Below are 25,420 nucleotides of genomic sequence, written 5' to 3'. Positions count from 1 at the left end.
TCATTGAATAGTCATGCGGATATTGGTCGCGATCGTCCTGACTATCCAACTGGCCTTCATCAGCACCGCAGCTCTTGCCGACAGCACGGGCGAGCAGGTGCGCGGCGATCGCACGCCCGACGCAACGGACGTCATCAGCGGCCTCTACGCTTTCAGCCGCTTCCAGCAGGGCCTGCTGGAGAGCACCGACCTGAAGGGCAATGCGGAGGTCAAGAACCTCGCCGCGTTGCGCGCCGAAGAGGCGACCAAGCGCGACAAGGCGCTGAAGGAGATTCAGGACGCCATCGGCGCCGAGCCGCGCGCGAGCAAGGCAGATTCAGCCGGCACCAGCCTCGACAAGCCCGATGATACCGATGGACCGGCCTATGTCCGAAGTTTCTATGCGGCGCAGATTCCCGAATACGAATCCACCATCGCCCTGCTCGAGCGCTATCTGAGGACGCCTGACAATCCGGCGCTCGCCGCTTTCGCGCACGAGCACCTGCCGGTGCTGCGCGCGCAGTTGAAGGACGCCGCGCGCACCATGGCCGACAAATAGCAAACTGCTTATCGACGCTCCGGCCGGCGCCGCCGCCTCACGGCTCAGTCCCTTCCCGGCGGACCGAATGCCTGGGACCCATCCGGCAAGACCTTAGAAATTAGATCAAATTTCTCTGGAACCGAATGGAACCAATCAAAATTCTCGTGGTTGTCTTGGCCGGGCTGAGCAGTGCAGGTTCCATTTTCACGCGTCGCAACCTTGGCGCTTGATTTGCGATTCGGCTGACGGTCTAGTCTGGTCAATGCGCTTCGCCGTGGATTCGGTGGGGCACCTGCGGGGGAATCAGTATGAGCGACCTCGATCCCGGAACAGCATCACGCTCCGGTCGTCGCGTCCCAAAGCCAAAACCCAACGGTACATCGGAGCCGGATTCCCGGCCGGAATTGCTGCTGGCGCTGCAAGCCATGCGCAGCGGCGATTTTTCGGTGCGGATGAGCGGCGACTATCTCGGCATCGACGGCAAGATTGCCGACACTTTTAACGAAATCATCGCCGCCAACCAGCGCATGGCGCAGCAGCTCGAGCTGGTCGGCCAGGTGGTGGGACGCGAAGGCAAGACCCGCCAGCGCGTGAAGTTCGGCCTCGCCTCCGGCTCCTGGGCCGACATGGAAGGCTCCGTCAACACGCTGATCGACGACCTGTTGTGGCCGACGCGCGAGGTGACCCGCGCGGTCGCGGCCGTGGCGCAGGGCGACCTGATCCAGACCGTCAAGCTCGACGTCGAGGGCCGCCCGCTGCGCGGCGAATTCCTGCAATCGGCGACCATCGTCAACACGATGATCAAGCAGCTCGGCGTCTTCACCTCCGAGGTGACCCGCGTCGCGCGCGAGGTCGGCACCGAGGGCAAACTCGGCGGCCAGGCCCAGGTGCCTGAGGTGACCGGCGTCTGGAAAGACCTGACCGAGAGCGTCAACTCGATGGCGAACAACCTGACCAACCAGGTTCGTAACATCGCCGAGGTGACGATCGCGGTGGCTAACGGCGACTTGTCCAAGAAGATTACCGTCGACGTCCGCGGCGAAATCCTTCAGCTCAAGGAAGCCATCAACACGATGGTGGATCAGCTCCGCTCTTTCGCCTCCGAAGTGACGCGCGTGGCGCGCGAGGTCGGCACCGACGGCAAGCTCGGCGGCCAGGCCATCGTGCCCGGCGTCGCCGGCACCTGGAAGGATTTGACGGACTCCGTCAACGCGATGTGCGGCAACCTCACCGCGCAGGTTCGTAACATCGCCAACGTGACGACCGCCGTGGCGCGCGGCGACCTTTCGCGAAAGATCACGGTGGACGTGCGCGGCGAAATCCTGGAGCTGAAGGACACCATCAACACCATGGTGGACCAGCTTAACTCGTTTGCCTCCGAAGTGACGCGCGTGGCGCGCGAGGTCGGCACCGAAGGCAAGCTCGGCGGCCAGGCGCAGGTGCCCGGCGTCGCCGGCACCTGGAAGGACCTCACCGACAACGTCAACTTCATGGCGTCGAACCTGACCGCGCAGGTCCGCAACATCGCCGACGTCGCGACCGCCATCGCCGGCGGCGACCTCTCCAAGAAGATCACGGTGAATGTGTCGGGCGAGATCCTTCAGCTGAAGGAAACCCTCAACACCTGCGTGGATCAGCTCAACGCCTTCGCCGGCGAAGTCACGCGCGTGGCGCGCGAGGTCGGCACCGAAGGTCGGCTGGGTGGCCAGGCCAACGTGCTCGGCGTCGCCGGCACCTGGAAGGACCTGACCGAGAGCGTCAACTCGATGGCGTCGAACCTGACCGCGCAGGTCCGCAACATCGCCGAGGTGACGACAGCGGTTGCCGGCGGCGACTTGTCGAAGAAGATCACGGTGGACGTGCGCGGCGAGATTCTGGAGCTGAAGGACACCATCAACACCATGGTGGACCAGCTCAACGCCTTCGCCGGCGAAGTCACGCGCGTGGCGCGCGAGGTCGGCACCGAAGGCAAGCTCGGCGGCCAGGCCCAGGTGCGCGGCGTCGCCGGCACCTGGAAGGATCTGACGGACTCGGTCAACTCGATGGCCTCGAACCTGACCGGCCAGGTCCGCAACATCGCCGAAGTCGCCACGGCCGTCGCCAAGGGCGATTTGTCGAAGAAGATCACGGTGAACGTCTCCGGTGAGATCCTTCAGCTGAAGGAAACGCTCAACACCATGGTCGACCAGCTCAACGCCTTCGCCGGCGAAGTCACGCGCGTCGCGCGCGAGGTCGGCACCGAAGGCAAGCTCGGTGGTCAGGCGCAGGTGACGGGGGTCGCCGGCACCTGGAAAGACCTCACCGACAACGTCAACTCGATGGCGGGCAACCTCACCGCCCAGGTCCGAAACATCGCCGAGGTCGCAACCGCCATCGCCGGCGGCGACCTCTCGCGCAAGATCACGGTGGACGTGCGCGGCGAGATCCTTCAGCTGAAGGACACGCTGAACACGATGGTGGACCAGCTCAACCGCTTCGCGGGCGAGGTGACGCGCGTGGCGCGCGAGGTCGGCACCGAAGGCCGCCTCGGCGGTCAGGCCAACGTGCCTGGCGTTGCCGGCACCTGGAAAGATTTGACCGATTCCGTCAACTCGATGGCAGGCAACCTCACCGCTCAGGTCCGTAACATCGCCGAAGTGACGACCGCCGTGGCGCGCGGCGACTTGTCCCGCAAGATCACCGTAGACGTGAAGGGCGAGATCCTCGAGCTCAAGAACACCATCAACACCATGGTGGACCAGCTCAACGGTTTCGCCGGCGAAGTCACGCGCGTGGCGCGCGAGGTCGGCACCGAAGGCAAGCTCGGCGGCCAGGCCGAAGTGCCAGGCGTCGCCGGCACCTGGAAGGACCTCACCGACAACGTCAACTTCATGGCCTCGAACCTGACGGCCCAGGTCCGCAACATCGCCGAGGTCGCGACCGCGATCGCCGGCGGCGATTTGTCGAAGAAGATCACGGTGGACGTGCGCGGCGAGATCCTGCTGCTCAAGGACACCCTGAACACCATGGTGGAGCAGCTCCGCTCCTTCGCGGCCGAAGTGACGCGCGTGGCGCGCGAGGTCGGCACCGAGGGGCGGCTCGGCGGCCAGGCCGTCGTGCCCGGCGTCGGCGGCACCTGGAAGGACCTCACCGACAACGTCAACCTGCTCGCGGCGAACCTCACCACGCAGGTCCGCAACATCGCCGAAGTGACGACCGCAGTGGCGCGCGGCGACTTGTCCCGCAAGATCACCGTGGACGTGAAGGGCGAAATCCTCGAGCTCAAGAACACCATCAACACGATGGTGGACCAGCTCAATGCGTTCGCCGGCGAAGTCACCCGCGTTGCGCGCGAGGTCGGCACCGAAGGCGAGCTCGGCGGTCAGGCCCAGGTGCCCGGCGTGGCCGGCACCTGGAAGGACCTCACCGACACCGTCAACTTCATGGCGGCAAACCTGACCGAGCAGGTCCGCGGCATTGTCAAGGTGGTGACCGCTGTTGCGAACGGTGATTTGAAACAAAACCTCACCGTGAAATCGAAGGGCGAGGTGGCAGCGCTTGCCGATACCATCAACAACATGACGGAGACGCTCGCGACCTTCGCCGACCAGGTAACGTCAGTGGCGCGCGAGGTCGGCGTCGAGGGCCGGCTGGGCGGTCAGGCCGACGTGCCCGGAGCCGCCGGCACCTGGAAAGACCTCACCGGCAACGTCAACCTGCTTGCGGCCAACCTCACCTCGCAGGTGCGCGCGATCGCGGAAGTGGCGACCGCCGTGACCAAGGGCGATTTGACGCGATCGATTCAGGTCGATGCCCGCGGCGAAGTGGCCGAGCTTAAAGACAACATCAACACCATGATCACGAACCTCCGTCTGACGACGGACGTGAACACCGAGCAGGACTGGCTGAAGACCAATCTCGCCAAGTTCACCAACATGCTGCAGGGCCAGCGCGATCTCGCAACCGTCGGCCGGCTGCTGCTGACCGAGCTGTCGCCGCTGGTCAATGCGCATACCGGCGTGATCTACCAGGTCGAGAACGAGGACAATCCGCAGCTCCTGCTGCTTGCCTCCTATGCCGGCGACGGCGTCTATCCCTATCAGCGCGTGCTTCCGTTCGGCGATGGCCTGATCGGCCAGTGTGCAATCGACCGGCGTCCGCGCGTGGTCGCGGACATTCCCGCCGACGTGGTACCCATCAACTCGGCGCTGCTCCGCGTCGCCCCGAAGAACCTCGTGGTGCTGCCCGTGCTGTTCGAGGGCCAGGTCAAGGCGGTGATCGAGCTCGCCTCGCTCACCTCGTTCACGACCTCACAGATGACATTCCTGGAGCAGCTCACCGACTCCATCGGCATCGTGCTCAATTCGATCGAAGCGACGATGCAGACCGAAGGCCTGCTCAAGCAGTCGCAGCAGCTCGCCGGCGAGCTCCAGACCCAGCAGCGCGAATTGCAGCAGACCAACGACCAGCTCGAGCAGAAGGCGCAGCAGCTCGCCGAGCGTAACGTCGAGGTCGAGCGCAAGAACCAGGAAATCGAGCAGGCCCGCCGCGCGCTCGAGGAAAAGGCAACCGAGCTCGCGCTGACCTCGAAGTACAAGTCCGAATTCCTGGCCAATATGAGCCACGAGCTGCGCACGCCGCTGAATTCGATCCTGATCCTGGGACAGCAGCTCACCGACAATCCGGACGGTAACCTCACGGGCAAACAGGTCGAATTCGCCCGCACCATCCACGGTGCCGGCACCGACCTGTTGAACCTCATCAGCGACATTCTCGATCTCTCCAAGATCGAGTCCGGCACGGTGACGGTTGACGCCGAGGAGATCCTCACCGCCAACCTGCTCGAGACGGTCGGACGGCCGTTCCGGCATGAGGCGGAGAATCGCAATCTGTCGTTCAAGATCGACGTCGATCCGAACCTCGCACGCAGCATCGTCACCGATTCCAAGCGCTTGCAGCAGGTGCTGAAGAACCTGCTCTCCAACGCCTTCAAGTTCACCGCCGAAGGCGAGGTGCGTCTGAAGGTCGCCGCAGCGGTCGGCGGCTGGGGAACGGATCACCCGGTGCTGAACGCCGCGCCGGCCGTGATCGCCTTCGAGGTCTCCGATACCGGCATCGGCATTCCCCTGGAGAAGCAGAAGCTGATCTTCGAGGCGTTCCAGCAGGCCGATGCCGGCACCAGCCGCAAATATGGCGGTACCGGCCTTGGCCTTGCCATCAGTCGCGAACTTGCGAGCCTGCTCGGCGGCGAAATCCACCTGCGCAGCTCGCCGGGCAAGGGCTCGACCTTCACTCTGTATCTGCCGCTGAAATATTCCGGCCCGACGCTCGCGCCGCGTCCCGCGCCCCAGCAATACAGCCAGCCGCCGGCGCTCCAGCCGGCCGCGACGGAGCAGCCGCGCGTCATCGAGCAGCTGCCCGACGACCGGCTCAATCTCGAACCCGGCGACAGCATCCTGCTCATCGTCGAGGACGATCCGCATTATGCCCGCATCCTGGTCGACCTTGCACGCGACAAGGGCTTCAAGGTCCTGGTCGCCGCGCGCGGCGCGGAGGCGCTCGAACTCGCAAAACAATATCAGCCGCGCGCCGTTTCGCTCGATGTGTTCCTGCCCGACATGCTCGGCTGGACGGTGCTGAGCCAGCTCAAGCACAACCCGCTGACGCGCCACATCCCGGTGCAGATCATCACGCTCGACGAGGACCGCCAGCATGCGCTGGCCCGCGGCGCCTTCTCCTTCGTCAACAAGCCGACGACGACCGAGGGCGTCGCCGCCGCGCTGACGCAGATCAAGGAATATGCGCGACCGCGGCGCAAGCGGCTGCTGATCGTCGAGGACAACGAGGCCGAGCAGCTGTCGATCCGGGAGTTGCTGCATCACGACGACATCGAGATCGTGACCACCGACACCGGCGCCGGTGCGCTCTCGACCCTGCGCGAGGCGCCCTGCGACTGCGTCGTGCTCGACCTCAGGCTGCCCGACATGAGCGGCTTCGAGGTGCTGGAGCAGATCCGCCGCGATGACACGCTCTCGAATGTTCCGGTGGTGGTGTTCACCGGCCGCGAGCTCTCGGCGGAAGAGGATGCGGAACTCCACACCATGGCGCGCAGCATCGTGGTCAAGGGCGTGGAATCGCCCGAACGCCTGCTCGACGAGACCGCATTGTTCCTGCATCGCGTGATCACGGAGCTGCCGGTCGAGAAGCAGCGCATGCTGGAGAAGCTGAACAGTTCCGACGAGGATCTGATCGGCAAGACCGCGCTGCTGGTCGACGACGACGCCCGCAACATCTTCGCGCTGTCCAGCGTGCTGGAACGACGCGGCATGAAGGTGCTGACGGCGACCACCGGCCGCGAGGCGGTGACGCTGGTCGAATCCAACCCGGAAATCGCCATCGTGCTGATGGACATCATGATGCCGCAGATGGATGGGTATCAGACCATCGGCGTGATCCGGGAAAATCCGGCCTTCCTGCGCCTGCCGATCATCGCACTGACGGCGAAGGCGATGAAGGGCGATCGCGAAAAATGCCTGGAAGCCGGTGCGTCCGACTACCTCGCCAAACCCGTCAACACCGATCAATTGCTGCTTGCGATCCGCATGTGGCTGCACCGCTGAGTTGGATCCGAGAATGGACCACGAAAAGGTCAACATCCTCCTCGTCGACGACCAGCCGGCCAAGCTGCTCGCCTATGAGGTGATCTTGAAGGAACTCGGCGAGAACCTCGTGATCGCCTCGTCCGGGCGCGACGCGCTGGAGGTGCTGCTCAAGACCGAGATCGCGGTGATCCTGGTCGACGTCTGCATGCCCGAACTCGACGGCTTCGAGCTCGCGGCGATGATCCGCGAGCATCCGCGTTTCCAGAAGACCGCGATGATCTTCATCTCGGCGATCCAGGTCAGCGACATCGACCGGTTACGCGGCTACGAGATGGGTGCGGTCGACTACGTTCCGGTTCCTGTCGTGCCGGAAGTGCTGCGCGCCAAGGTCAAGGTGTTTGCCGAGCTCTACCGCAAGACGCGCGAGCTCGAGCGGCTGAACCAGGATCTCGAGGATCGCGTCCGCGCCCGCACGGCCGAACTGGAAAACTCCACCGCAAAGCTGCGCGAGAGCGAAGAGCGGCGCAGCATGGCGATCGCCGCCGGCAAGATGGGATCCTGGGACTGGGACTGGGTCAACGGCGACTGGATGTGGGATGATGGCCAGTACCGCATTTTTGGCGTGACGCCGGAGACGTTCAACGTCACCTCGGCCAATATCCAGGCGCTGCTGCACCCGGATGACGTCGACCGGTTCGGCCAGGCGATTGCCGCGTTCAATACCGGCGCCCACGCCTATGAAGGAGAATTTCGCGTCTGCCGGCCCAATGGCGAGGTGCGCTGGTGCGTCGGCACGGCGGCCGCAACGGTGGATCCGGGTGGTCGCGTGGTGCGGGTGAGCGGCGTCACGGTCGATATCACCGAACGCAAGCGCGCCGAGGAACGGCAGAACCTGCTGGCGCGCGAAGTCGATCACCGTGCCAAGAATGCGCTGGCGCTGGCACAGTCGATCGTGCGCCTCACCCGCGCCGACGAGGTCAAGGCTTACGTCAGTGCCGTTGAGGGGCGCATCAACGCGCTCGCGCGCGTGCACACCATCCTGTCGCTGTCGAGTTGGCAAGGCGCCGAGCTCTCCAAGCTGATCGAGGAAGAGCTGGCGCCCTATTCGCTCGGCGGGCAGATCAAGCTTGCGGGTCCCGAAGTGCAGTTGCTGCCGGCGACAGCCCAGACACTGGCGCTGGCGCTGCATGAGCTCTTCACCAATTCTGCCAAGTATGGCGCGCTTTCAACCCGGTCGGGGCGGCTCGCGATCGGCTGGCAGACCGAGAACGATCTCCTCATCTTGACCTGGGAGGAGACCGGAGGGCCGCTGGTCAGGACGCCGAAATCGCGTGGCTTCGGCACAAGAAGCCTGCTGGCCAGTGTCGAATCCCAGCTCGGCGGACAGGTGCAGTTCGATTGGCGTTCAGAGGGCCTGTTGTGCCGTCTCGATGTGCCGTTGACGCGCAGGAGCGCGGCAACATCGGCGGTGCAGGACAAGTTCGAGGCCAGCACCTCTGCCGAACTTCAGCGCGCGTCGGGTTAGCGCGACGCAGCGACCTTCAGCCGTAACATCGGCCGCGGTTCATCGGCGACGCGCCCTTCGAGCCAAGCTTCCGTCTGCGCGAGATCGCGCAATGCCGTCGCGTAGCGGCGAGCCGCGCTGCGCTCCGCACCGCGCGGCAGCTTGCGTGCCTTGCGCAACATGTCGGCCGCCGCGTTACGGTAGGCCAGCGAGCGATAGAGAAAGACCACCTTGCCCATATCAAATGTTCCCGTGTTGATGGCGTTCATCCTCGCAAGGTCGGCATGAACGTCGGATGAAGCGGGTCATGACAATTCCTTCATGCGCGATGGAACCCGCGACTGCGGCGGGCGTTTGCATGCCAGATCGATCGGCAGTTCCATGCGCGCAAAAAAGTCGCCAAACGGGTCGCCAAGTCTGATCTCTCCCGCCGGAATCATCAAACTGATGACGCATGCGATGATGGGCGCTGCACTCGGTCTGACCTTCACCCTCGCGCTCATTCTGGCCAATCCCGCGGTCGCAGAATTGCTGAATCATGGCGGCCGTGCGGCAGCCTTCGTCTTTGTCGGCACGATGGTGACGACGTTTGCCATCGGCGCCGCCCTCACGGGGGTCGTGTTCATCCTCAACGAGGACAAGGAATCTTGAAGCGCGCGTGAAGCGCAATGCGGTGTATTGTTCGGAACTCCCGCGGCGAATAGCGGTTGGCTGCCTGCGTCAATTCAACTCAGGGAGTTCCCACGCATGAACACGACCAAGCTCACTCTCGCCGTGATGTTGGCAACCGGCCTCGCCGCCGCGCCCTTCGCCGCGCAGGCCAAGTCGCACAAAGCCAAGCATGATTCATCGACCTCGTCCTCACAGACGACAGGCGCCAACACGAAGTCCAAGGGCAGCGACGCCTCCGGTCAGGGTGGCGCTGGCACCGGCACCGACCAGGGCGGCGCCATGACGAACAACAAGAGCGCCCCGAGCAACACCAAGTAAGCTCGACAGAGCTAAGGCCCCGCGAGAGCGGGGCCTTTTGCTTGGATGCCCTGAACATGCTCTCAGGGCCACATGGCTGCGGCATCGTCGAGGCCCTCACGCTGCAACTGCCGGACCGCGGAGCCCAATTCGAGGATCTCGGCGCGCAGTTTCAGAATCCGGTAGGCGTCCGGGTCTTCCTCCACCGCCTGCCTCCATCCGCCACCTACGTGGCATGTCTCAACGGCGCGCGGGCCTCTCGCCCTTCAGCGGACGAAGACGCCCCCGGTCGCGGATGTCGGGCAACACCGCCACCACCAGCCGCCTTCCATTCGCCGATCAGAAGATTGATTTTCCGGCGCAGATCGATCTGCGCCTGGGCCCGTTCGGTGCAGTCGCGATCGCGATTGACGAGATCGCGGACGGACGCCTCGACATCGGCCATCTCCAGCCTCAAGGCGCTGATTTTACGTCGAATTTCATTAATTCTGTTGTCCATGGCTTGTTAGAACAAAATAAGAACATATAGTCAAGTGACGAATTCAGAATGGAGAGCGGACATGCAGGTTCAGGGTAAATACGACGCCAAGGCTTTTCTCATGGAGCAGATGACCCGGTCGCAGGGTTTGAGGCTCAAGCGGCTGAGCGAAGAAGCCTACCAGCCCGCGCAATACGATCGAGAGCTGTCCTCTGCCGAAGCCGCGCGCCGCATCCAGGTGCTGGAGGCGGAGATCGAGCTCGCGAACTCCTTCTAGAGAGCGCGACCGGCGCGCTTGGAACGTTGCGTCAGCAATGCGGTTCTTTTCCCTGGGCCAAGGGAGAGAGTTGATGGCACGTAAGGCAAAGAAGCGCCGCTACTCACGCAGCGCCGGCAATGACGTCGAGCGCGAGATGCGGCGTTACAAGAAGGGGACTGCGAAGAGCGGACCCGGTGGCCGCGGCGGACGCGTGAAGAGCCGCAAGCAGGCGATCGCAATTGGCCTGTCGGAAGCGCGCGCGAAGGGCAAGAAGGTCCCGAAGAAGGCATCGAAGCGGAAGACGACCAAGAAGAAGACGTCCAAGAAGAAGACGACCAAAAAGAGCTCGAAGCGCAAATCCGCCAAGCGGTGACGCCGACCGGCGTCAGATCATGCTGCCGGGCATGAAGCAACGGATCGAAATGCCGAACGCCGTCTTGACCGGCCAGACCATGGTGCGGCCGGCGCGGTTCGGCTCGGTGATCACGGCTTCGTCGGGGACCTCGACCCACTCCCCATCCAGACGGACCCGGTAGTGCCCATTGCGCGAATCCCAGTCAGGATCGGCCACGGCAACGCCGTCGGCATCCGAACAGCATGGACCGAGATGGCTGCGCAGACTGTCGAACCAGGGTTTTAGCGGCGAGTCGGTGAAGCGGCCGTCATCGCGTCCCATGGCACTTCCACTCGACAGCACGAGAGGCGCCGCGAGCAGCGCAAGCTTCAGCGAGAGCTTCCATCGACCCATGTCGGCACCGATCACATACGAACCACCGGCCGGTTCCACAAAGCAGCCGGACGTTCGAAGTTCCACTCCTGCAATGTGCCTCGGCGCCATCATTGCCGCCGAGGCACAACACGCGATTCCAAAGTCTGATGAGCGAACGCGGCTTTTTCGGACGAACCCGTCATCATTGCTGCCGTTAACGAGAATGTTATCGGCAGCCTGTGGGTATCTCGAGCGGCGCGCACGAAAAAGGCGGCCCGCAGGCCGCCCTTTGAATTTGCCGTCGAGGCCAAGAGAGACAGATTAGGCGAGCGGCACCGCGACGAAACGGGTCGCCTCCGCGCTCTTCACCTGCAGCAGCACGCTGTTCTTGCCGGACGATTTGGCCTGCGCCAGCTCGGAGCGGACGTCGCTGACATTGGCGACCGCCTTGCCGCCCACATTGAGGATGACGTCGCCGGTCTGGATGCCGCGCTGCGCCGCCGGTCCCTGCGGATCGACCTCGGTGACCACGACACCCTTCTGGCCTGCGCCCTGCACGTCGCCGGCCGGCGCCAGGCTGAGGCCGAGGCGCGGCGTGCCGGGGGCCTGCTGCGTCTTGCCGTCGTCAGCTTTGGCCTGCTTTTCGTTCGGCAGTTCGCCGAGCGCGAGCGACACCGTCTTGGTATCGCCCTTGTGGACGACATCGAGCTTCACGGACGAGCCCGGCGCCAGCGTGGCGATGGTGCGGGCGAGATCGCGGGAGTCCTTGATCGCGGTGCCGTTGACGGCGGTGATGACGTCGCCCGCCTCGATGCCGGCCTTCGCCGCCGGGCTGCCCTCCTGCGGGTTGTCGACGATCGCGCCGCGCGCCTCCTTCAGGCCGAGGCTGTCGGCGATCTCCGCGGTCACCGGCTGAACCTGCACGCCGAGCCAGCCGCGGGTGACGGCGCCCTTGTCCTTCAGCTGCGCGACCACGAGCTTGGCGGTCGAGGACGGAATATCGAAGCCGATGCCGACCGAGCCGCCCGAGGGCGAGAAGATCGCGGTGTTCACGCCGATCACGTTGCCGTTCATGTCGAAAGCCGGACCGCCGGAATTGCCCTTGTTGATCGGCGCATCGATCTGGATGTAGTCGTCATAGGGACCGTTGCCGATGTCACGGCCGCTGGCCGAGACGATACCGGCTGTCACGGTGCCACCGAGGCCGAAGGGATTGCCGACCGCGACCACCCAGTCGCCGATCCGCGGCTTCTCGTCGGAGAATTTCACGAACGGGAAGTCCTTCTTGCCGTCGACCTTGATCAGCGCGAGGTCGGTCTTCGGATCTGTGCCGACCACCTTCGCGGTGTAGATCGTGCCATCATCCATCGTCACCTGCACGGACTCGGCGTGGTCGACGACGTGGTTGTTGGTCACGGCATAGCCGTCGGCCGAAATGAAGAAGCCGGAGCCCTCGCCTGTGATCACTTGGTGGCGCTGGCGCGGCATGCCGTTCATGCCGCCGCCTGGGAAGCCGAACTGCCGCGAGAACTGGTCGAACGGGGAAGTCTCGTCCTGATCCATCCGGTTCTGTTGCAGCATCGCGCTCTTGTCGTTGTCCTGGTCGATCTTCACCCGCACCGAGATGACGGCGGGCTTGACCTTGCTGACGAGGTCGCCGAAGCCCGGCGGCGTCGCGGCGCCTTCAGCGGCCTGCGCAGGCGAAATCAGGGAGTTCGCGCCGAACGGCGTCGACGCGGGAGACGCAGCCAGCACGGCCACGCCAAGCGCGGCCACCGTACCGAGCAGCGCAAGCCGGCGCGGCCTCAGAATTGTACGGGTCTTGGTGGTGTCGGAATTGACGCGGTCGATCATGTCGAAATGTCCATGTTGGGTAAGTCGCCTTGCGCCCAACATGGACATCGTCACCTTACGGCGTCCCGTCCACGCGATTAAATCTTGGCAAAGTAGCTGCGCCCGGCGGCCGCAGTCCTTGTGCGATCACACGCCCTTGTCGTTTGGCTTGGCGACCGCGTCCGTTAGCGGCGCCGGCATCGGGAAGTTCAGGTTCACATTCTTGGGCGGAATCGGTTTCGTGAACCATTTGGCGTAGAGCTCCGCGAACTGGCCGCTATTCATCATCGCGACCAACGTCTTGTCGACCAGCGCCTTGAACTCCGGGTCGTCCTTGCGAATGATCAAGCCATAAGGCTCAGTGCGCAAGGCATCATCGATGATCCGCCAATCGCCCGGTACCTGGCTGCTGGCGATGAGACCGGCGAGCAGAATGTCGTCCATGACAAAGGCCTCGCTGCGTCCGGTCGTCAGCGCGAGGAAGGATGCGGCGTGGTCAGGCGACAGCACCTGCTTGACCTCAAACTTCTTCTCCTGAGCGCGCGCCAGCAGCAAGGCAATCGACGTCGATCCGGTGGTCAGCGCGACAGGCTTGTCCTTCATGTCCTCGAACGTCTTGATCGGACCATCCTTGCGAACCACCGCGCGAATGCTCGACACGAAGATGGTGTTGCTGAAGGCCACCACCTTCTGGCGCTCCAGCGTGTTGGTGGCAGGACCGCAGACGATGTCGATGGTGCCGTTCTCGATCAGCGGAATCTGGGTGCTGAGCTGAATCGGCTGGAGCTTCGTTTGAAGCGCGGGCAGCTTCAGCTCGTCCTTCACCGCGTCGACGATCCGCGCGCAGAGATCCATCGCGAAGCCAACCGGCTTCTGGTTGTCGTCGAGATAGGAGAAAGGGACTGAGACATCGCGATGTCCGAGCCGGATTTCGCCAGCCGCCTTGATCTTCGCCAGCGTCCCCGTGGGCGATTGGGCCTGAGCCGGGACAGCCGCCGCGGCCAGAAACATGAGCAAATACAACAGCCTCTTCATGGGCCTGCTCCTCTAATGGATATAATCACTCAATATTTTATACACACGATTGCATAATCCACAAAATGATTTTATACAATCTTGGCAACAACGGCGAGAAGCCGCATGAAATCGCGTGAAGTGACAAAGCAACGGAGTGGCGGCCTCCATGGCTCCACGCCGGACGCCGTGCGCGAGGCGTTACGCCGCGCGATCAGCGCTGGTGAGCTGGCGCCCGGCATTCAGCTCCGGCAGGATGAACTGGCCGAGAAATTCGGAACCAGCCGCATCCCCGTGCGCGAAGCGCTGCGGCAGCTCGAGGCAGAAGGTTTCGTGACCCTCCTGCCCAATCGCGGAGCGGTCGTCTCCGATCTCTCCATCGACGAAGTCGTGGAACTGCTCGAGATTCGCATCGCGCTCGAATGTCACGCGCTGCGTCTTGCCATTCCGGCGATGGGCGACATCGATCTCGACGACGCGAGGGCGATCCTCCGCTCCTATGACGAAGAGCCCGATCCGGAAAAATGGGGCGCGTTCAACTGGCGCTTCCACAAATCGCTCTACGCTCCCTGCAATCGGCCGCGCCTGCTTGCGATGATCGAAGCGAATTACGGTCATGTCGGCCGCTTCACGCGCGCGCTGGTGTCGCGCGCCACCGGCAAGGACAGACCGCAGCGAGAGCATTATCAATTGCTGGAATTCTGCCGCGACGGCGAGATCGAAAAAGCGGTGCGCCTGCTGCGCGAGCACATCGTGCAGACGCAGAAGACGCTTCGGTCCGCGCAACGTCATGCGTCGCGGAACGAAGCCGATTGACCCGACGATCAATCATCGGATCGCGTTGAAGGAGAGTACGCTTGAAAGCGAACGACGTCGAAATCCTGGTCATTGGCGCCGGCATCGCCGGCCTTGCCACCGCCTATTATCTCGCCGTCGAGCACAAGCGCTCGCGCCTTCTAATCGTGGACGAAGGGCAGCCGATGGCGCTGACATCGGCACAATCCGGCGAGAATTATCGCAACTGGTGGCCGCATCCGACCATGGCGGCGTTTACCGACCATAGCACCGACCTGATGGAGGACATCGCGCGCCGCACCGGCAACCGCTTCCACATGACGCGGCGCGGCTATCTTCTGGTGACGCGCGAGGAGAAGCCGGACGAGCTGCTGCGGCAATTATATGCCGGCTACGGTGCGTCGGCCGCGAAGCTGATCCGCCTGCACGAGGGCGCGAGCCGGAACTATTCGCCTCCGCTGTCGGCGGACTGGCAAGCTGCGCCCGACGGTGTCGACGTGCTGCTGGGCCGCGATCTGATCCAGCAACACTATCCGGCCTTCGACAAGGAGATCGCCACTGCGCTGCATATCCGCCGCGCGGGCGACATCAGCGGCCAGCAGCTCAGCCAGTACATGCTTGAGGCGATGCGGATGCTCGGCGCCCAATTTCAGCAGGCGCGTGTGGTCGGCATCGCGAAAGCCGACCGGTTCGTGGTCGACGTCATCGCCGATGGCGAACGCCAGACCATCAAGGCCGACATCATCGTCAATGCGGCTGGTCCCTTTGCGGCGCACATCGCGGCGATGCATGGTGAGAAGCTGCCGATCCTGAACGTGCTTCAGCAGAAGATCGCCTTCGTCGACCGCAATCGCGCGGTGGACCGCAAGATGCCGTTTGCGATCGATCTGGACGGCCAGACGCTCGCCTGGTCAGACGACGAACGCGAGGCCCTGGCCGCTGCGCCTGAACTGGCGCGCCTGCTGGGGCCGATGCCGGGCAGCATTCATTGCCGTCCCGATGGCGGCGATCAGGGGCAGTGGATCAAGCTCGGCTGGGCTTTCAACGCAACGCCGTCCGATCCCGTCCGCGAACCCGAGCTCAATCCGCACTTCCCGGAGATCGTGCTTCGGGCCGCAAGCCGGCTCCAGCCGGCGCTCAAGCAATATCTCGGCGCCCTGCCCCGCGACCGCGTGCATTATGGCGGATTCTATCCGATGACGAGGGAGAACTGGCCGCTGATCGGAGCTGCGAAGACGCCGGGCGTGTTCCTGACCGCGGCGCTGTCCGGCTACGGTACGATGTCGGCCTGTGCAGCGGGTGACCTTTGCGCCCGTTCTGTGGTCGGCGCCCCAGTTGCCTCCTTTGCCGGTACGCTTTCGCTGGCACGCTACGAGAACAAGGTGCTTATGGACGAGCTCGACAGCGCCGAAAGCCGCGGACTGCTCTGATCGCTCGCGAACTCGACACCCTCACGCTGCGGCGGGTCGCTCCCATGCCGCGGCTGCGATGGCGTCCTCTTCGCGTTGCGCATTGCACGCGTCGAAATGCGCCTTCAACGCGATCTCGGCAAGATATTCGAAATGTTCGGCCTGGCCGAGCAGCTGCCAGTTCTGGAGCGGCCGATAGGCCGCCTGCTGGCGACAGAGGGACGCCAGCGCGCGGTAGCGACGTACGTTCTCCATGAGACCCTCCCTCGCATTCACACGGGCTTATTACCCTGATTTGCGTCACGCCGATGGCGGTTATGCAAAACATTTTCCGCGCCCACAGCCGGCTTGACGTAGGTTAACTTTCAGGAAGCCTGCAGACGCACATTGGTTCCTATCGGGCGAACCCAAGCCTGGAACTCGCAATCGGCTTAGGCGTAGCGGCGGCGTTCGACGTTGATGCCGATCAAATCGAAATAATGTTCGATCGGTTCGGGCCGCCCGATCAGATAGCCCTGCATCTCCTCGCAGGCCTCGCGTTCCAGGAAGGCACGCTGTGCCTCCGTCTCCACCCCTTCCGCGACGACCGGCATGTGCAGGGCATGGGCGAGGCTCAGGACCGCGCGGACGATCTCGGCCGATTCCGGCGTCGCCTCGAGGTTGGAGATGAAGCTGCGGTCGATCTTGATCTTGTCGAACGGGAACGACTGGAGATAGGACAGCGATGAGTACCCTGTGCCGAAATCGTCCATCGCGATGCGGATGCCGAGCGCCTTCAGCCGCCGCAGCAGATTGAGCGCGCGGGCAAAATCGCCGATCAGGACGCCCTCGGTGATCTCGACCTCGAGCCGCGTCGGCGCGAGCCCCGTCTCCAGCAGGATCTGGTGGATGGACCGTTCAAGGTCGCCGGCCTGGAACTGGACCGGCGACAGATTGACCGCAACCTGCAACGGACGCGGCCAGGAGGCCGCCTCGCGGCACGCCTCGCGCAGGACCCATTCGCCGATCTGGATGATCAGCCCGTTCTCTTCGGCGAGCGGGATGAACTGGTCGGGTGGCACGATGCCGCGGGTCGGATGGTTCCAGCGCACCAGCGCCTCGAAGCCGATGATCTCGCCGTTCATCCGCGCCTGTGGCTGGAAGTAGATCAGAAGCTCGTTCTGCTCGATGGCCTGCCGCAGATCGTGCAGCAGCAGCCTGCGATCGCGCAGCTCCCTATCCATCTCGGATTCGAAGAAGCACACCCTGCCCCGGCCCTCGCGCTTGGCGCGATACAGCGCGGAGTCGGCATTGGCGAGCAGCGTTGCCGCATCCACGCCGTCATTGGGATAGAGCGCGATGCCGACGCTGAGGCCGACATGGGAGAGATAGTCGTCAACCTCGAGCTCGTTGCCGATCGCCTCGACCAGCCGTTCGCCGATTGCAAGCACCTCTTCGCGGTAGACATCGTCCGGCATCAGGATCATGAACTCGTCGCCGCCGATACGGGCGACGAAGGCACCATCGGCTTCCGCGGCGAGCCGCTCAGCCGCCGCGCGCATCATCATGTCGCCGACAGGATGGCCGAACACGTCGTTGACGTCCTTGAAGCGATCGAGATCGAGGCTGAGCACCGCAAAACTGGCCGACGCTTCCTGCGCCCGCTCCAGCCGCTCGCCCAGCGCCGCATTGAACGCGCTGCGGTTCGGCAGGTCGGTCAGTGCGTCATGATGCGCAAGGTGGCTGATCCGCTCCTGCGTATTGACGCGCTCGGTGACGTCCTCGATCACGCCGACCAAATATTGCGGATCGCCGGCATCATCCGTGATCAGCATCTTGCGCGAATTGACGACGCGATCGTGGCCCTTGACGCCGACTTCGAGCAGGAGCTCCTCGAGGAACATCGGCATGCCGCTGGCGACGACGCGGCGGTCCTGCTCGTTGACCATGCGGGCGACCTCAGCCGGGAAAATCTCCTCGGGAGTCCTGCCGAGCATCTGCTCGCGAGGCACGCCGTAATAGTCCTCGCCAGCGCGATTGAGCAGGATGTAGCGCGAATCCTTCGCGCACTTCGCGAACACGGCGATTGGGATGTTCTCGACGATAGTATCGAGGAACTCCTGGGTCCGCAGCAGATCCTGCGCGGCCTCATCATGCGTATGCGCGCGTGCATCGATCATGCGCTGCCGGTCGCGATCGCTTACCTCATAGGCCGCGCTGACGAGCTCGCCCAGCTTGACGACGTCGACCTGTCCGGTTGCGTCCGTGGCGCAGCGAAGCTGCTCGGCGAACAAGCGATGCATGCTCATGCCACCGCCTTTCGCCGCGTGCAGGCCTCATGCCTGCAGATATCCTGGATCAGCATCCCCACGCTCTCTCGCATTCCTGAACCGGAGACTGCGATGCCTAGCATTGCGTGGGTGTTAATCGAATTTTCGTCTCAGGCGCGTTGGTTACTGCGGCCTGAAAATATTGGTTGGTTTGTGCAACATTCTCCGTGGCCCCCCGGAGAAATGTGGCGCGCCTCGGCACAACCGGAGCTGCGACGGCGGCATCACCGGCCTCATCCGTAGTTCTACCGGATGCGCACGCCTTCTCCTGCACGCATGGGGCGCACGGAACTATCCTGCAGTTTCGGAACCCGGCCGGCCTCCGCGGCAACGCGGATGGCCGCGATGTTGGCGGCATAATCGGCACTGTTCCTGCCGCGGAACACGGCGGAACCGGCAACGAGTGTGTCGGCGCCGGCGGCTGCTACCGCAGCGGCATTGTCACGCGTGACGCCGCCATCAACCTCGAGCCGGATCGGCCGCTCGCCGATCATGCTTCGAATCCGCGCGATCTTTTCGAGCTGGGATTCGAGGAAGGACTGGCCGCCGAAGCCGGGGTTGACCGTCATCACCAGCACGAGATCCAGACGATCGAGCACATATTCGATCGCGCTCTCGGGCGTCGCCGGACACAGGCTGACGCCGGCCTTCTTGCCGAGAGCGCGGATCGCCTGGAGCGAACGTTCGAGATGCGGCCCCGCCTCGGCATGGACCGTGATGACATCGGCCCCCGCTTTCGCGAACGCCTCCAGATAGGGATCAACAGGCGCGATCATCAGATGCACATCAAAGACCTTCGTCGTCACCGGCCGGATCGCCTTGATGACATCGGCGCCAAAACTGATGTTCGGCACGAAATGCCCGTCCATGACATCGCAATGGATCCAGTCGGCGCCAGCCGCATCGATCGCTGCGATCTCCTCGCCGATCCGCGCGAAATCCGCTGCCAGGATCGAGGGGGCGATGAGGATTTCCTTGGTCATGGTTTTGCACTCCGCGCATCGGCCCCGCCGCTGAAGACGCGGCTCGCGAGGATATCCGCCGGATCGATGGTTTCGAGGTCGGCGACATCGAGCATACGGTCGAGATCGGACACCAGGCGGTCGGCCTGTCGCAGCCGGATGCGATCGACCGCGTTGCGGATCGAGCGCGCATTGGAGAAGAACGGCTGGGTCCGGCGCAGCGCGATATACTTCTCGAAGGCTTCGCGCGCAGCTACCGAGAGGCGATAGCCACGCTCCTTCAACATCAGCTCGGCGATGACCAGCAACTCGGCTTCCGCATAATCCGGGAAGTCGATGTGATGGGCGATGCGCGAGCGGAAGCCGGGATTGGAAGCAAAAAAGCTCGTCATGCGCTCGCCGTAGCCGGCGAGGATCACCACGAGGTCCTCGCGCTGGTTCTCCATCACCTGGAGCAGGATCTCGATCGCCTCCTGGCCGTAGTCGCGTTCGTTGTCGGGCCGGTGCAGGTAATAGGCCTCGTCGATGAAGAGCACGCCGCCCATCGCCTTCTTCAGTATCTCTTTGGTCTTCGGCGCGGTGTGGCCGATATATTGCCCGACGAGATCGTCGCGCGTCACCGAGATCACCTGCCCGCGCCGCACGAAACCGAGGCCGTGCAGGATCTTTGCCATGCGCAACGCCACGGTGGTCTTGCCGGTGCCGGGATTGCCGGTGAACGACATGTGCAGCGTCGGCGGCGCGGAGGCGAGGCCCGCGCGCTGCCGGATGCGCTCGATCAGCAGCAGCGATGCGATCTGGCGCACGCGGTTCTTGACCGGCCGGAGGCCGATCAGCTCCTGCTCGAGCTGCTGCAGCGTGCCGGTGATCCCGGCAGCTTCGGCTTCCTTGCGAAGATCGAAATTGGTCTCGCTGCCTTCGGTGGTCACATGAGGAACGTCGAGCATCGGCACCTCGAAGAAAAGAGCTTCGCCGCGGGGGAAGCGGCGAAGCAGTGGTCCGCCAAGGAAACGGAGCAGGGAGCGCTCCGCGCGGAGAGGAATGGCTATTGCGAAGCGTGGGCGGCCGGCTTGCGTACGGTGCTGTACCGGATTGCGCGCCCGCCAACCTCCTGCCGCACCAGCTCGAACTCGGCCTCTTGCGGCGGGCGGTTGACCAGGAAAGAGATCCGCACCGACTCCCAGCCATGGCTGGAATCGAAGCCGCTGATGCGGATGTAACGGTCGCCGTAGACCCGGCGGCATTCGGCGAGCTCCATCATCACGCCGGCGGCGTCCTGGAGATCAAACATCGGCAGGCCCCACATCTCCCAATAGGTGTTGCGGGGATGCGGATCGTCGGTGAACTCGATGTTCACCGCCCAGCCGTTGGCAAGGCAATACTGCACCTGCTTGGTGATCTGGTCGTCGGTGAGATCGGGCAGGAACGAGAAGCAGCCCTGGGTCAGTTTCATGTCTCATCTCCTCAAACGGTTTCGAGCGCGGTCGGCACGAAGTCCGGCGTGTCGGTGGAGTGATAGTTGAAGGTGACGTCCTTCCAGACCTCGAGCGCGGCCTTCAGCGGCGTGCAGGTCTCGGCCGCTCTGGCCAGGATTTCCGGCCCTTCGTGGACATAGTCGCGGCCCTCGTTGCGGGCGAGGATCATCGCCTCCAGCGCCACGCGGTTGGCGATCGCGCCGGCCGCAATGCCCATGGGATGGCCGATGGTGCCGCCGCCGAACTGCAGCACGACGTCCTCGCCGAGCAGATCGAGCAGCTGGTGCATCTGGCCGGCATGGATGCCGCCGGAGGCAACCGGCATCATCTTGTTCAGGCTCGCCCAGGACTGGTCGAAGAACAGGCCATGCTCGAGCCTGGTCGGATTGAAATCCTCGCGGCAGACGTCGTAATAGCCGCGGGTGGTGTTGGGATCGCCCTCGAGCTTGCCGACCACGGTGCCGGCATGGATGTGGTCGACGCCAGCCAGCCGCATCCATTTGGCGATGACGCGGAATGACACGCCGTGGCTCTTCTGCCGCGTATAGGTCGAGTGGCCGGCGCGATGCAGATGCAGGATCGTGTCGTTGCGGCGCGCCCATTTCGCCATGGACTGAATCGCGGTGTAGCCGATCACGAGATCGATCATCACGATGCACGACCCGAGCTCCTTGGCGAACTCCGCGCGCTCGTACATGTCCTCCATCGTCCCGGCGGTGATGTTCAGATAGGTGCCCTTCACCTCGCCGGAGGCCGCCTGCGCGCGGTTCACCGCCTCCATGCAATAGAGGAAACGGTCGCGCCAGTGCATGAAGGGCTGCGAGTTGATGTTCTCGTCGTCCTTGGTGAAGTCGAGCCCGCCCCTCAGCGCCTCATAGACGACGCGGCCGTAGTTGCGGCCCGAAAGTCCGAGCTTCGGTTTGACCGTCGCGCCCAGCAGCGGCCGGCCGAACTTGTCGAGCCGCTCGCGCTCGACCACAATGCCGGTCGCCGGGCCCTGGAATGTCTTCACATAGGCGACCGGGAAGCGCATGTCCTCCAGGCGCAGCGCCTTGAGCGGCTTGAAGCCGAACACGTTGCCGATAATCGACGCCGAGAGGTTGGCGATCGAACCCGGCTCGAACAGGTCGAGGTCATAGGCGATGTAGGCGAAATACGAGCCGGGCGTGCCGGGCACCGGATCGACGCGATAGCACTTTGCGCGATATTTCTCGGCAGCGGTGAGGCGGTCGGTCCACACCACCGTCCAGGTCGCGGTGGAGGATTCGCCGGCAACGGCGGCCGACGCCTCGATCGGGTCGACGCCCTCTTGCGGCGTCACGCGGAACAGCGCGATGACGTCGGTGTCCTTTGGCACATAGTCGGGCTCCCAATAGCCCATGCGCGCGTATTCCATCGTGCCCGATCGATAGCGCTCTTTGCCGCGGACGGTTCCTGCATGTGCATTCATGGCTCTCTCCTGCTCTTCTCTCTCTGAATGACTAGGCTGCGACCGGCTCCCGGGAGCCGACGCTCGGGTCGAGTTCGCCAGTACGATAGCGACGCGCCATCTCGCTCAAGGGAACGACCTTGATCCTGCTGGCGTGGCCCGCCGTGCCGAACTGCTCGAAACGATCGCGGCAGAGCTCGCGCATCGCATCCATCGCGGGTTTCAGGAATTTGCGGGGATCGAACTCGTTGCGGCTCTGTGCGGCGACCTTGCGGAACACGGCGGTCATGGCGAGCCGGCAATCCGTGTCGATATTGACCTTGCGCACGCCGCTCTTGATGCCGCGCACGATTTCTTCCACCGGGACGCCCCAGGTCTGTGGCATCTCGCCGCCGAACTGGTTGAACATGTCTTGCAGTGGCTGCGGCACCGACGAGGAACCGTGCATCACCAGATGCGTGTTCGGCAGCCGACGGTGGATCTCCTCGACCACCCGCATCGCCAAAATGTCACCATCCGGCTTGCGGCTGAACTTGTAGGCGCCGTGCGAGGTGCCCATTGCAATGGCGAGCGCATCGACCTTGGTGGCGCGAACGAAGTCGACCGCCTGGTCGGGATCGGTCAGCAACTGGTCGTGGCTGACCTTGCCCTCGACGCCGTGGCCATTCTCCTGCTCACCACCACCATGCTCGAGCGAGCCGAGCACCCCGAGCTCGCCTTCGACGGAGGCCCCGACCCAGTGCGCGAGATCGACGACGCGGCGGGTGATCGCGACGTTGTAGTCGTAGTCGGCTGCGGTCTTGGCATCGGCCTTGAGCGAGCCGTCCATCATCACAGAAGTAAAGCCGTGGGCGATGGCCGAAGCGCAGGTCGCCTCGTCATTGCCGTGGTCCTGGTGCATGCAGAGCGGAATGTCCGGATAGGTCCGCTCCAGCGCGTCGATCATGTGCGAAAGCATGAGATCGCCGGCATAGCTGCGGGCACCGCGCGAGGCCTGGATAATGACGGGCGCATCGACTTCGGCCGCCGCCTGCATGATCGCGATGCCCTGCTCCATATTGTTGATGTTGAATGCCGGCACCGCGTAGCCGTGGCTGGCGGCATGATCGAGCAATTGGCGAAGAGTGATACGGGCCACGAAGAGTCCTCCTGTTATTACTTGCGAGCGCGGGCGATCGCCCGCCGGGCAGCTTCGGCGATGCTTTGCGGCGTGATGCCGAATTCGCGGTAGAGCACCGGAGCCGGTGCCGAGGCACCGAAACCGCGCATGCCGACGAACTCGCCGTCAGCGCCGATCCAGCGATGCCAATCGCCGGCGACGGCAGCCTCGATGCCGACGCGCGGCGCCGTGCCGAGAACCGCTGCGCGATAATCGTCCGGTTGCTCTTCGAACAGGGCGAAGCACGGCGCGGAGACCACGGCTGCACGCACATGCTCGGCCCCGAGCAGGCGCGCCGCTTCCAGAGCGATCGAGACTTCCGAGCCGGTCGCCATCAGCGTCACGTCGCGTCCGCCATCGGGCGAGACAATCACATAGGCGCCGCGCGCGACCCGGTTCCTGCCGCGGACATCGCTGCGGAAGGTCGGCAACGCCTGGCGCGACAAGCACAGCACGGAGGGACGATCCTCCGCTTCGAGCGCGCAATCCCAGGATTCCAGGGTCTCGACCGCGTCGGCAGGGCGAAACACGAGCAGGTTCGGAATGACGCGGAGAGCGGCGAGATGCTCGACCGGCTGATGCGTCGGACCATCCTCGCCGAGACCGATGGAGTCATGGGTCATCACATGGATGACGCGCAGCCGCATCAGCGCCGCGAGGCGGATCGCCGGCCGGCTGTAATCGGAGAAGGCGAGGAACGTGCCGCCATAGGGAATGAAGCCGCCATGCAGCGCGAGGCCGTTCATCGCGGCCGCCATGCCGTGCTCGCGAATGCCGTAGTGGATGTAATCGCCGGCGAACGCGTCGCGCGTGATGGAAGTCTGCGCCTTGGCATGCGTCAGGTTCGAATGGGTCAGGTCCGCAGAGCCGCCGACAAATCCGGGGATTGTCCCCGCGATGCTGTCGAGCACCTGTTGCGAAGCCTGCCGCGTCGCGAGCTTTGGACGCTCGGTGGCAAAGCGCTCGCGCAATTTCGCCGAGGCCTGGGCATAGGCGTTCGGCAGGGCAACCGACTTGCCCTCGATGAAGAGGTCACGCTGCTCTGGCGTTGCGCATTCGTAGCAATCGAGCCAGGCGAGGCGATCCACCTGCCCGCGCTGGCCAATCATCCGCCACGCCTTCATGATCGTGACAGGCACCACGAACGGCTGATAATCCCAGCCCAGCGTCCGGCGCGCTGCCGCGGTCTGCTCGGGGCCGAGCGGCGCGCCATGCGCCTTCTCGGTACCTTGTCGGTCCGGCGCGCCATAACCGATGATGGTGCGGCAGGCGATCAGCGACGGTTTTGCGCTTTCACGTTCCTCCGCGATCGCCTGAGCAACGGCCTCGGGATCGTGCCCGTCGACGCGGCGCACCGACCAGCCGGACGCGGCGAAGCGCGCCAGCTGGTCATCCGAGGTCGCGAGCGACGTCGGTCCGTCGATCGAGATGCCGTTGTCGTCGAATAGCACGATCAGGCGGCCAAGCTGGAGGTGACCTGCGAGCGAGATCGCCTCCTGGCTGATGCCTTCCATCAGGCAGCCGTCGCCAGCGATCACATAGGTGAAGTGATCGACGAGGCCGTCGCCATGCCGCGCATTGGCCATACGCTCGGCGAGCGCCATGCCCACGGCCGTCGCAATGCCCTGCCCCAGCGGTCCGGTCGTGGTCTCGACGCCCGGCGTGTGACCATATTCTGGATGGCCCGGCGTCTTCGAGCCCCATTGCCGGAACGCCTTGATGTCGTCGAGGCTGACATCGCCACCGGTCAGATACAGCAACGCATAGAGCAGCATCGAACCGTGGCCAGCCGAGAGCACGAAGCGGTCGCGGTCCGGCCAGTTCGGATGCGCCGAGTCGAATTTGAGGAAGCGCGAGAACAGCACGGTCGCGACGTCGGCCATGCCCATGGGCAGGCCGGGATGACCGGACTGCGAGGTCTCGATAGCGTCGACCGCGAGGAAACGGACGGCGTTGGCGAGATCGGAGTGCGCGACCGCCGTGAGGTCGGCATCGGCGTGGACGGAGATGTTCAT

At 64.1% G+C, this 25,420-nt stretch carries 22 protein-coding genes and 1 pseudogene; 9 read left to right on the top strand and 14 right to left on the bottom strand.

Going from position 1 to position 25,420, the window contains the following annotated elements; translation table 11 throughout:
* Positions 1 to 13: 13 nt before the first annotated feature.
* The 3 genes from V1280_RS39575 to V1280_RS39565 all read left to right on the top strand — a co-directional run bounded on the left by V1280_RS39575 (position 14) and on the right by V1280_RS39565 (position 8,626).
* Positions 14 to 538, top strand: coding sequence for a DUF4142 domain-containing protein (locus V1280_RS39575; RefSeq protein WP_334536025.1), 525 nt, complete (start codon positions 14 to 16; stop codon positions 536 to 538).
* 290 nt (positions 539 to 828) lie between these two features.
* Positions 829 to 7,119 carry a HAMP domain-containing protein gene (locus tag V1280_RS39570; protein WP_334536024.1) on the top strand — a complete coding sequence of 2,097 codons (6,291 nt, stop codon included), beginning with the start codon at positions 829 to 831 and terminating at the stop codon, positions 7,117 to 7,119.
* A 13-nt stretch (positions 7,120 to 7,132) separates the two neighbouring features.
* Complete coding sequence (locus tag V1280_RS39565; protein WP_334536023.1) at positions 7,133 to 8,626, top strand: sensor histidine kinase; 1,494 nt, start codon at positions 7,133 to 7,135, stop codon at positions 8,624 to 8,626.
* On the opposite strand, the gene V1280_RS39560 is transcribed toward V1280_RS39565, so the two are convergent.
* Positions 8,623 to 8,874: a hypothetical protein gene (locus V1280_RS39560; RefSeq protein WP_334536022.1), complete on the bottom strand. Its 252-nt coding sequence runs from the start codon at positions 8,872 to 8,874 to the stop codon at positions 8,623 to 8,625. The two genes, V1280_RS39565 and V1280_RS39560, sit on opposite strands and share 4 nt — an antisense overlap.
* A gap of 178 nt (positions 8,875 to 9,052) precedes the next feature.
* Here V1280_RS39560 and V1280_RS39555 point away from each other — a divergent pair, with 178 nt between their 5' ends.
* Positions 9,053 to 9,256 carry a hypothetical protein gene (locus V1280_RS39555; RefSeq protein WP_246208096.1) on the top strand — a complete coding sequence of 68 codons (204 nt, stop codon included), beginning with the start codon at positions 9,053 to 9,055 and terminating at the stop codon, positions 9,254 to 9,256.
* Positions 9,257 to 9,352: 96 nt separating this feature from the next.
* Positions 9,353 to 9,595 (top strand): hypothetical protein, encoded by a 243-nt coding sequence (locus tag V1280_RS39550; protein ID WP_334536016.1) that lies wholly within the window; start codon positions 9,353 to 9,355, stop codon positions 9,593 to 9,595.
* 62 nt (positions 9,596 to 9,657) lie between these two features.
* On the opposite strand, the gene V1280_RS39545 is transcribed toward V1280_RS39550, so the two are convergent.
* The gene (locus V1280_RS39545) at positions 9,658 to 9,780 is read right to left on the bottom strand and encodes a hypothetical protein (protein ID WP_334538665.1); all 123 of its coding nucleotides are present in this window, start codon (positions 9,778 to 9,780) and stop codon (positions 9,658 to 9,660) included.
* A gap of 34 nt (positions 9,781 to 9,814) precedes the next feature.
* A pseudogene (locus tag V1280_RS39540) lies at positions 9,815 to 10,019 on the bottom strand (hypothetical protein).
* 115 nt (positions 10,020 to 10,134) lie between these two features.
* Between V1280_RS39540 and V1280_RS39535 the strand changes: the two are divergent.
* Entirely contained in the window at positions 10,135 to 10,329 is a 195-nt protein-coding gene (locus V1280_RS39535; RefSeq protein WP_148776215.1) for a DUF3072 domain-containing protein, read from the top strand.
* 73 nt (positions 10,330 to 10,402) lie between these two features.
* A complete protein-coding gene (locus tag V1280_RS39530; RefSeq protein ID WP_334536013.1) occupies positions 10,403 to 10,684 on the top strand; it encodes a DUF6496 domain-containing protein in 282 nt (93 codons plus the stop codon).
* A gap of 12 nt (positions 10,685 to 10,696) precedes the next feature.
* On the opposite strand, the gene V1280_RS39525 is transcribed toward V1280_RS39530, so the two are convergent.
* The 3 genes from V1280_RS39525 to V1280_RS39515 form a co-directional block, all read right to left on the bottom strand.
* Positions 10,697 to 11,059: a hypothetical protein gene (locus V1280_RS39525; protein ID WP_334536011.1), complete on the bottom strand. Its 363-nt coding sequence runs from the start codon at positions 11,057 to 11,059 to the stop codon at positions 10,697 to 10,699.
* Positions 11,060 to 11,341: 282 nt separating this feature from the next.
* On the bottom strand, positions 11,342 to 12,874 hold the full coding sequence (locus V1280_RS39520) for a Do family serine endopeptidase (protein ID WP_334536009.1): 1,533 nt from the start codon (positions 12,872 to 12,874) through the stop codon (positions 11,342 to 11,344).
* Positions 12,875 to 13,000: 126 nt separating this feature from the next.
* Positions 13,001 to 13,888, bottom strand: coding sequence for an amino acid ABC transporter substrate-binding protein (locus tag V1280_RS39515; RefSeq protein WP_334536007.1), 888 nt, complete (start codon positions 13,886 to 13,888; stop codon positions 13,001 to 13,003).
* A gap of 105 nt (positions 13,889 to 13,993) precedes the next feature.
* On the opposite strand from V1280_RS39515, the gene V1280_RS39510 reads away from it, so the two are divergent.
* Positions 13,994 to 14,683: a GntR family transcriptional regulator gene (locus V1280_RS39510; protein WP_334536005.1), complete on the top strand. Its 690-nt coding sequence runs from the start codon at positions 13,994 to 13,996 to the stop codon at positions 14,681 to 14,683.
* Between the two features lie 41 nt (positions 14,684 to 14,724).
* The gene (locus tag V1280_RS39505) at positions 14,725 to 16,092 is read left to right on the top strand and encodes an NAD(P)/FAD-dependent oxidoreductase (protein ID WP_334536003.1); all 1,368 of its coding nucleotides are present in this window, start codon (positions 14,725 to 14,727) and stop codon (positions 16,090 to 16,092) included.
* 21 nt (positions 16,093 to 16,113) lie between these two features.
* On the opposite strand, the gene V1280_RS39500 is transcribed toward V1280_RS39505, so the two are convergent.
* From V1280_RS39500 to tkt, 8 genes are all read right to left on the bottom strand, one after another.
* The gene (locus V1280_RS39500) at positions 16,114 to 16,326 is read right to left on the bottom strand and encodes a hypothetical protein (RefSeq protein ID WP_148776202.1); all 213 of its coding nucleotides are present in this window, start codon (positions 16,324 to 16,326) and stop codon (positions 16,114 to 16,116) included.
* A gap of 176 nt (positions 16,327 to 16,502) precedes the next feature.
* The gene (locus V1280_RS39495) at positions 16,503 to 18,359 is read right to left on the bottom strand and encodes a putative bifunctional diguanylate cyclase/phosphodiesterase (RefSeq protein WP_334536002.1); all 1,857 of its coding nucleotides are present in this window, start codon (positions 18,357 to 18,359) and stop codon (positions 16,503 to 16,505) included.
* A 266-nt stretch (positions 18,360 to 18,625) separates the two neighbouring features.
* Positions 18,626 to 19,363: a ribulose-phosphate 3-epimerase gene (gene rpe / locus V1280_RS39490; RefSeq protein WP_334536001.1), complete on the bottom strand. Its 738-nt coding sequence runs from the start codon at positions 19,361 to 19,363 to the stop codon at positions 18,626 to 18,628.
* Positions 19,360 to 20,289, bottom strand: coding sequence for a CbbX protein (gene cbbX, locus V1280_RS39485; protein WP_334536000.1), 930 nt, complete (start codon positions 20,287 to 20,289; stop codon positions 19,360 to 19,362). Before cbbX ends, rpe begins: the two co-directional genes overlap by 4 nt.
* A 98-nt stretch (positions 20,290 to 20,387) precedes the next feature.
* Positions 20,388 to 20,795: a ribulose bisphosphate carboxylase small subunit gene (locus V1280_RS39480; RefSeq protein ID WP_334535998.1), complete on the bottom strand. Its 408-nt coding sequence runs from the start codon at positions 20,793 to 20,795 to the stop codon at positions 20,388 to 20,390.
* A gap of 11 nt (positions 20,796 to 20,806) precedes the next feature.
* The gene (locus V1280_RS39475) at positions 20,807 to 22,267 is read right to left on the bottom strand and encodes a form I ribulose bisphosphate carboxylase large subunit (protein WP_334535996.1); all 1,461 of its coding nucleotides are present in this window, start codon (positions 22,265 to 22,267) and stop codon (positions 20,807 to 20,809) included.
* A 31-nt stretch (positions 22,268 to 22,298) separates the two neighbouring features.
* Positions 22,299 to 23,384 (bottom strand): class II fructose-bisphosphate aldolase, encoded by a 1,086-nt coding sequence (gene fba / locus V1280_RS39470; RefSeq protein ID WP_334535994.1) that lies wholly within the window; start codon positions 23,382 to 23,384, stop codon positions 22,299 to 22,301.
* Between the two features lie 17 nt (positions 23,385 to 23,401).
* Positions 23,402 to 25,420 (bottom strand): transketolase, encoded by a 2,019-nt coding sequence (gene tkt, locus V1280_RS39465; protein WP_334535992.1) that lies wholly within the window; start codon positions 25,418 to 25,420, stop codon positions 23,402 to 23,404.

Origin of the sequence: Bradyrhizobium sp. AZCC 2230 (genome assembly GCF_036924495.1) — a bacterium.
In the GTDB taxonomy this organism is placed as follows: domain Bacteria; phylum Pseudomonadota; class Alphaproteobacteria; order Rhizobiales; family Xanthobacteraceae; genus Bradyrhizobium; species Bradyrhizobium rifense.
The sequence above is the reverse complement of the archived record's forward strand: the minus strand, read 5'-3'. Positions and strand labels throughout refer to the sequence as shown.

What these genes read in the sequence shown, in the direction of transcription:
- V1280_RS39500 (WP_148776202.1), bottom strand. Translation starts at nt 16,326, where the DNA reads ATGGAGAACGTACGTCGCTACCGCGCGCTGGCGTCCCTCTGTCGCCAG.
- V1280_RS39530 (WP_334536013.1), top strand. Translation starts at nt 10,403, where the DNA reads ATGGCACGTAAGGCAAAGAAGCGCCGCTACTCACGCAGCGCCGGCAAT.
- rpe (WP_334536001.1), bottom strand. Translation starts at nt 19,363, where the DNA reads ATGACCAAGGAAATCCTCATCGCCCCCTCGATCCTGGCAGCGGATTTC.
- V1280_RS39475 (WP_334535996.1), bottom strand. Translation starts at nt 22,267, where the DNA reads ATGAATGCACATGCAGGAACCGTCCGCGGCAAAGAGCGCTATCGATCG.
- V1280_RS39535 (WP_148776215.1), top strand. Translation starts at nt 10,135, where the DNA reads ATGCAGGTTCAGGGTAAATACGACGCCAAGGCTTTTCTCATGGAGCAG.
- V1280_RS39550 (WP_334536016.1), top strand. Translation starts at nt 9,353, where the DNA reads ATGAACACGACCAAGCTCACTCTCGCCGTGATGTTGGCAACCGGCCTC.
- tkt (WP_334535992.1), bottom strand. Translation starts at nt 25,420, where the DNA reads ATGAACATCTCCGTCCACGCCGATGCCGACCTCACGGCGGTCGCGCAC.
- V1280_RS39555 (WP_246208096.1), top strand. Translation starts at nt 9,053, where the DNA reads ATGACGCATGCGATGATGGGCGCTGCACTCGGTCTGACCTTCACCCTC.
- V1280_RS39480 (WP_334535998.1), bottom strand. Translation starts at nt 20,795, where the DNA reads ATGAAACTGACCCAGGGCTGCTTCTCGTTCCTGCCCGATCTCACCGAC.
- V1280_RS39520 (WP_334536009.1), bottom strand. Translation starts at nt 12,874, where the DNA reads ATGATCGACCGCGTCAATTCCGACACCACCAAGACCCGTACAATTCTG.
- V1280_RS39570 (WP_334536024.1), top strand. Translation starts at nt 829, where the DNA reads ATGAGCGACCTCGATCCCGGAACAGCATCACGCTCCGGTCGTCGCGTC.
- V1280_RS39495 (WP_334536002.1), bottom strand. Translation starts at nt 18,359, where the DNA reads ATGAGCATGCATCGCTTGTTCGCCGAGCAGCTTCGCTGCGCCACGGAC.
- cbbX (WP_334536000.1), bottom strand. Translation starts at nt 20,289, where the DNA reads ATGCTCGACGTTCCTCATGTGACCACCGAAGGCAGCGAGACCAATTTC.
- V1280_RS39565 (WP_334536023.1), top strand. Translation starts at nt 7,133, where the DNA reads ATGGACCACGAAAAGGTCAACATCCTCCTCGTCGACGACCAGCCGGCC.
- V1280_RS39525 (WP_334536011.1), bottom strand. Translation starts at nt 11,059, where the DNA reads ATGGGTCGATGGAAGCTCTCGCTGAAGCTTGCGCTGCTCGCGGCGCCT.
- V1280_RS39575 (WP_334536025.1), top strand. Translation starts at nt 14, where the DNA reads ATGCGGATATTGGTCGCGATCGTCCTGACTATCCAACTGGCCTTCATC.
- V1280_RS39515 (WP_334536007.1), bottom strand. Translation starts at nt 13,888, where the DNA reads ATGAAGAGGCTGTTGTATTTGCTCATGTTTCTGGCCGCGGCGGCTGTC.
- V1280_RS39560 (WP_334536022.1), bottom strand. Translation starts at nt 8,874, where the DNA reads ATGAACGCCATCAACACGGGAACATTTGATATGGGCAAGGTGGTCTTT.
- V1280_RS39510 (WP_334536005.1), top strand. Translation starts at nt 13,994, where the DNA reads ATGAAATCGCGTGAAGTGACAAAGCAACGGAGTGGCGGCCTCCATGGC.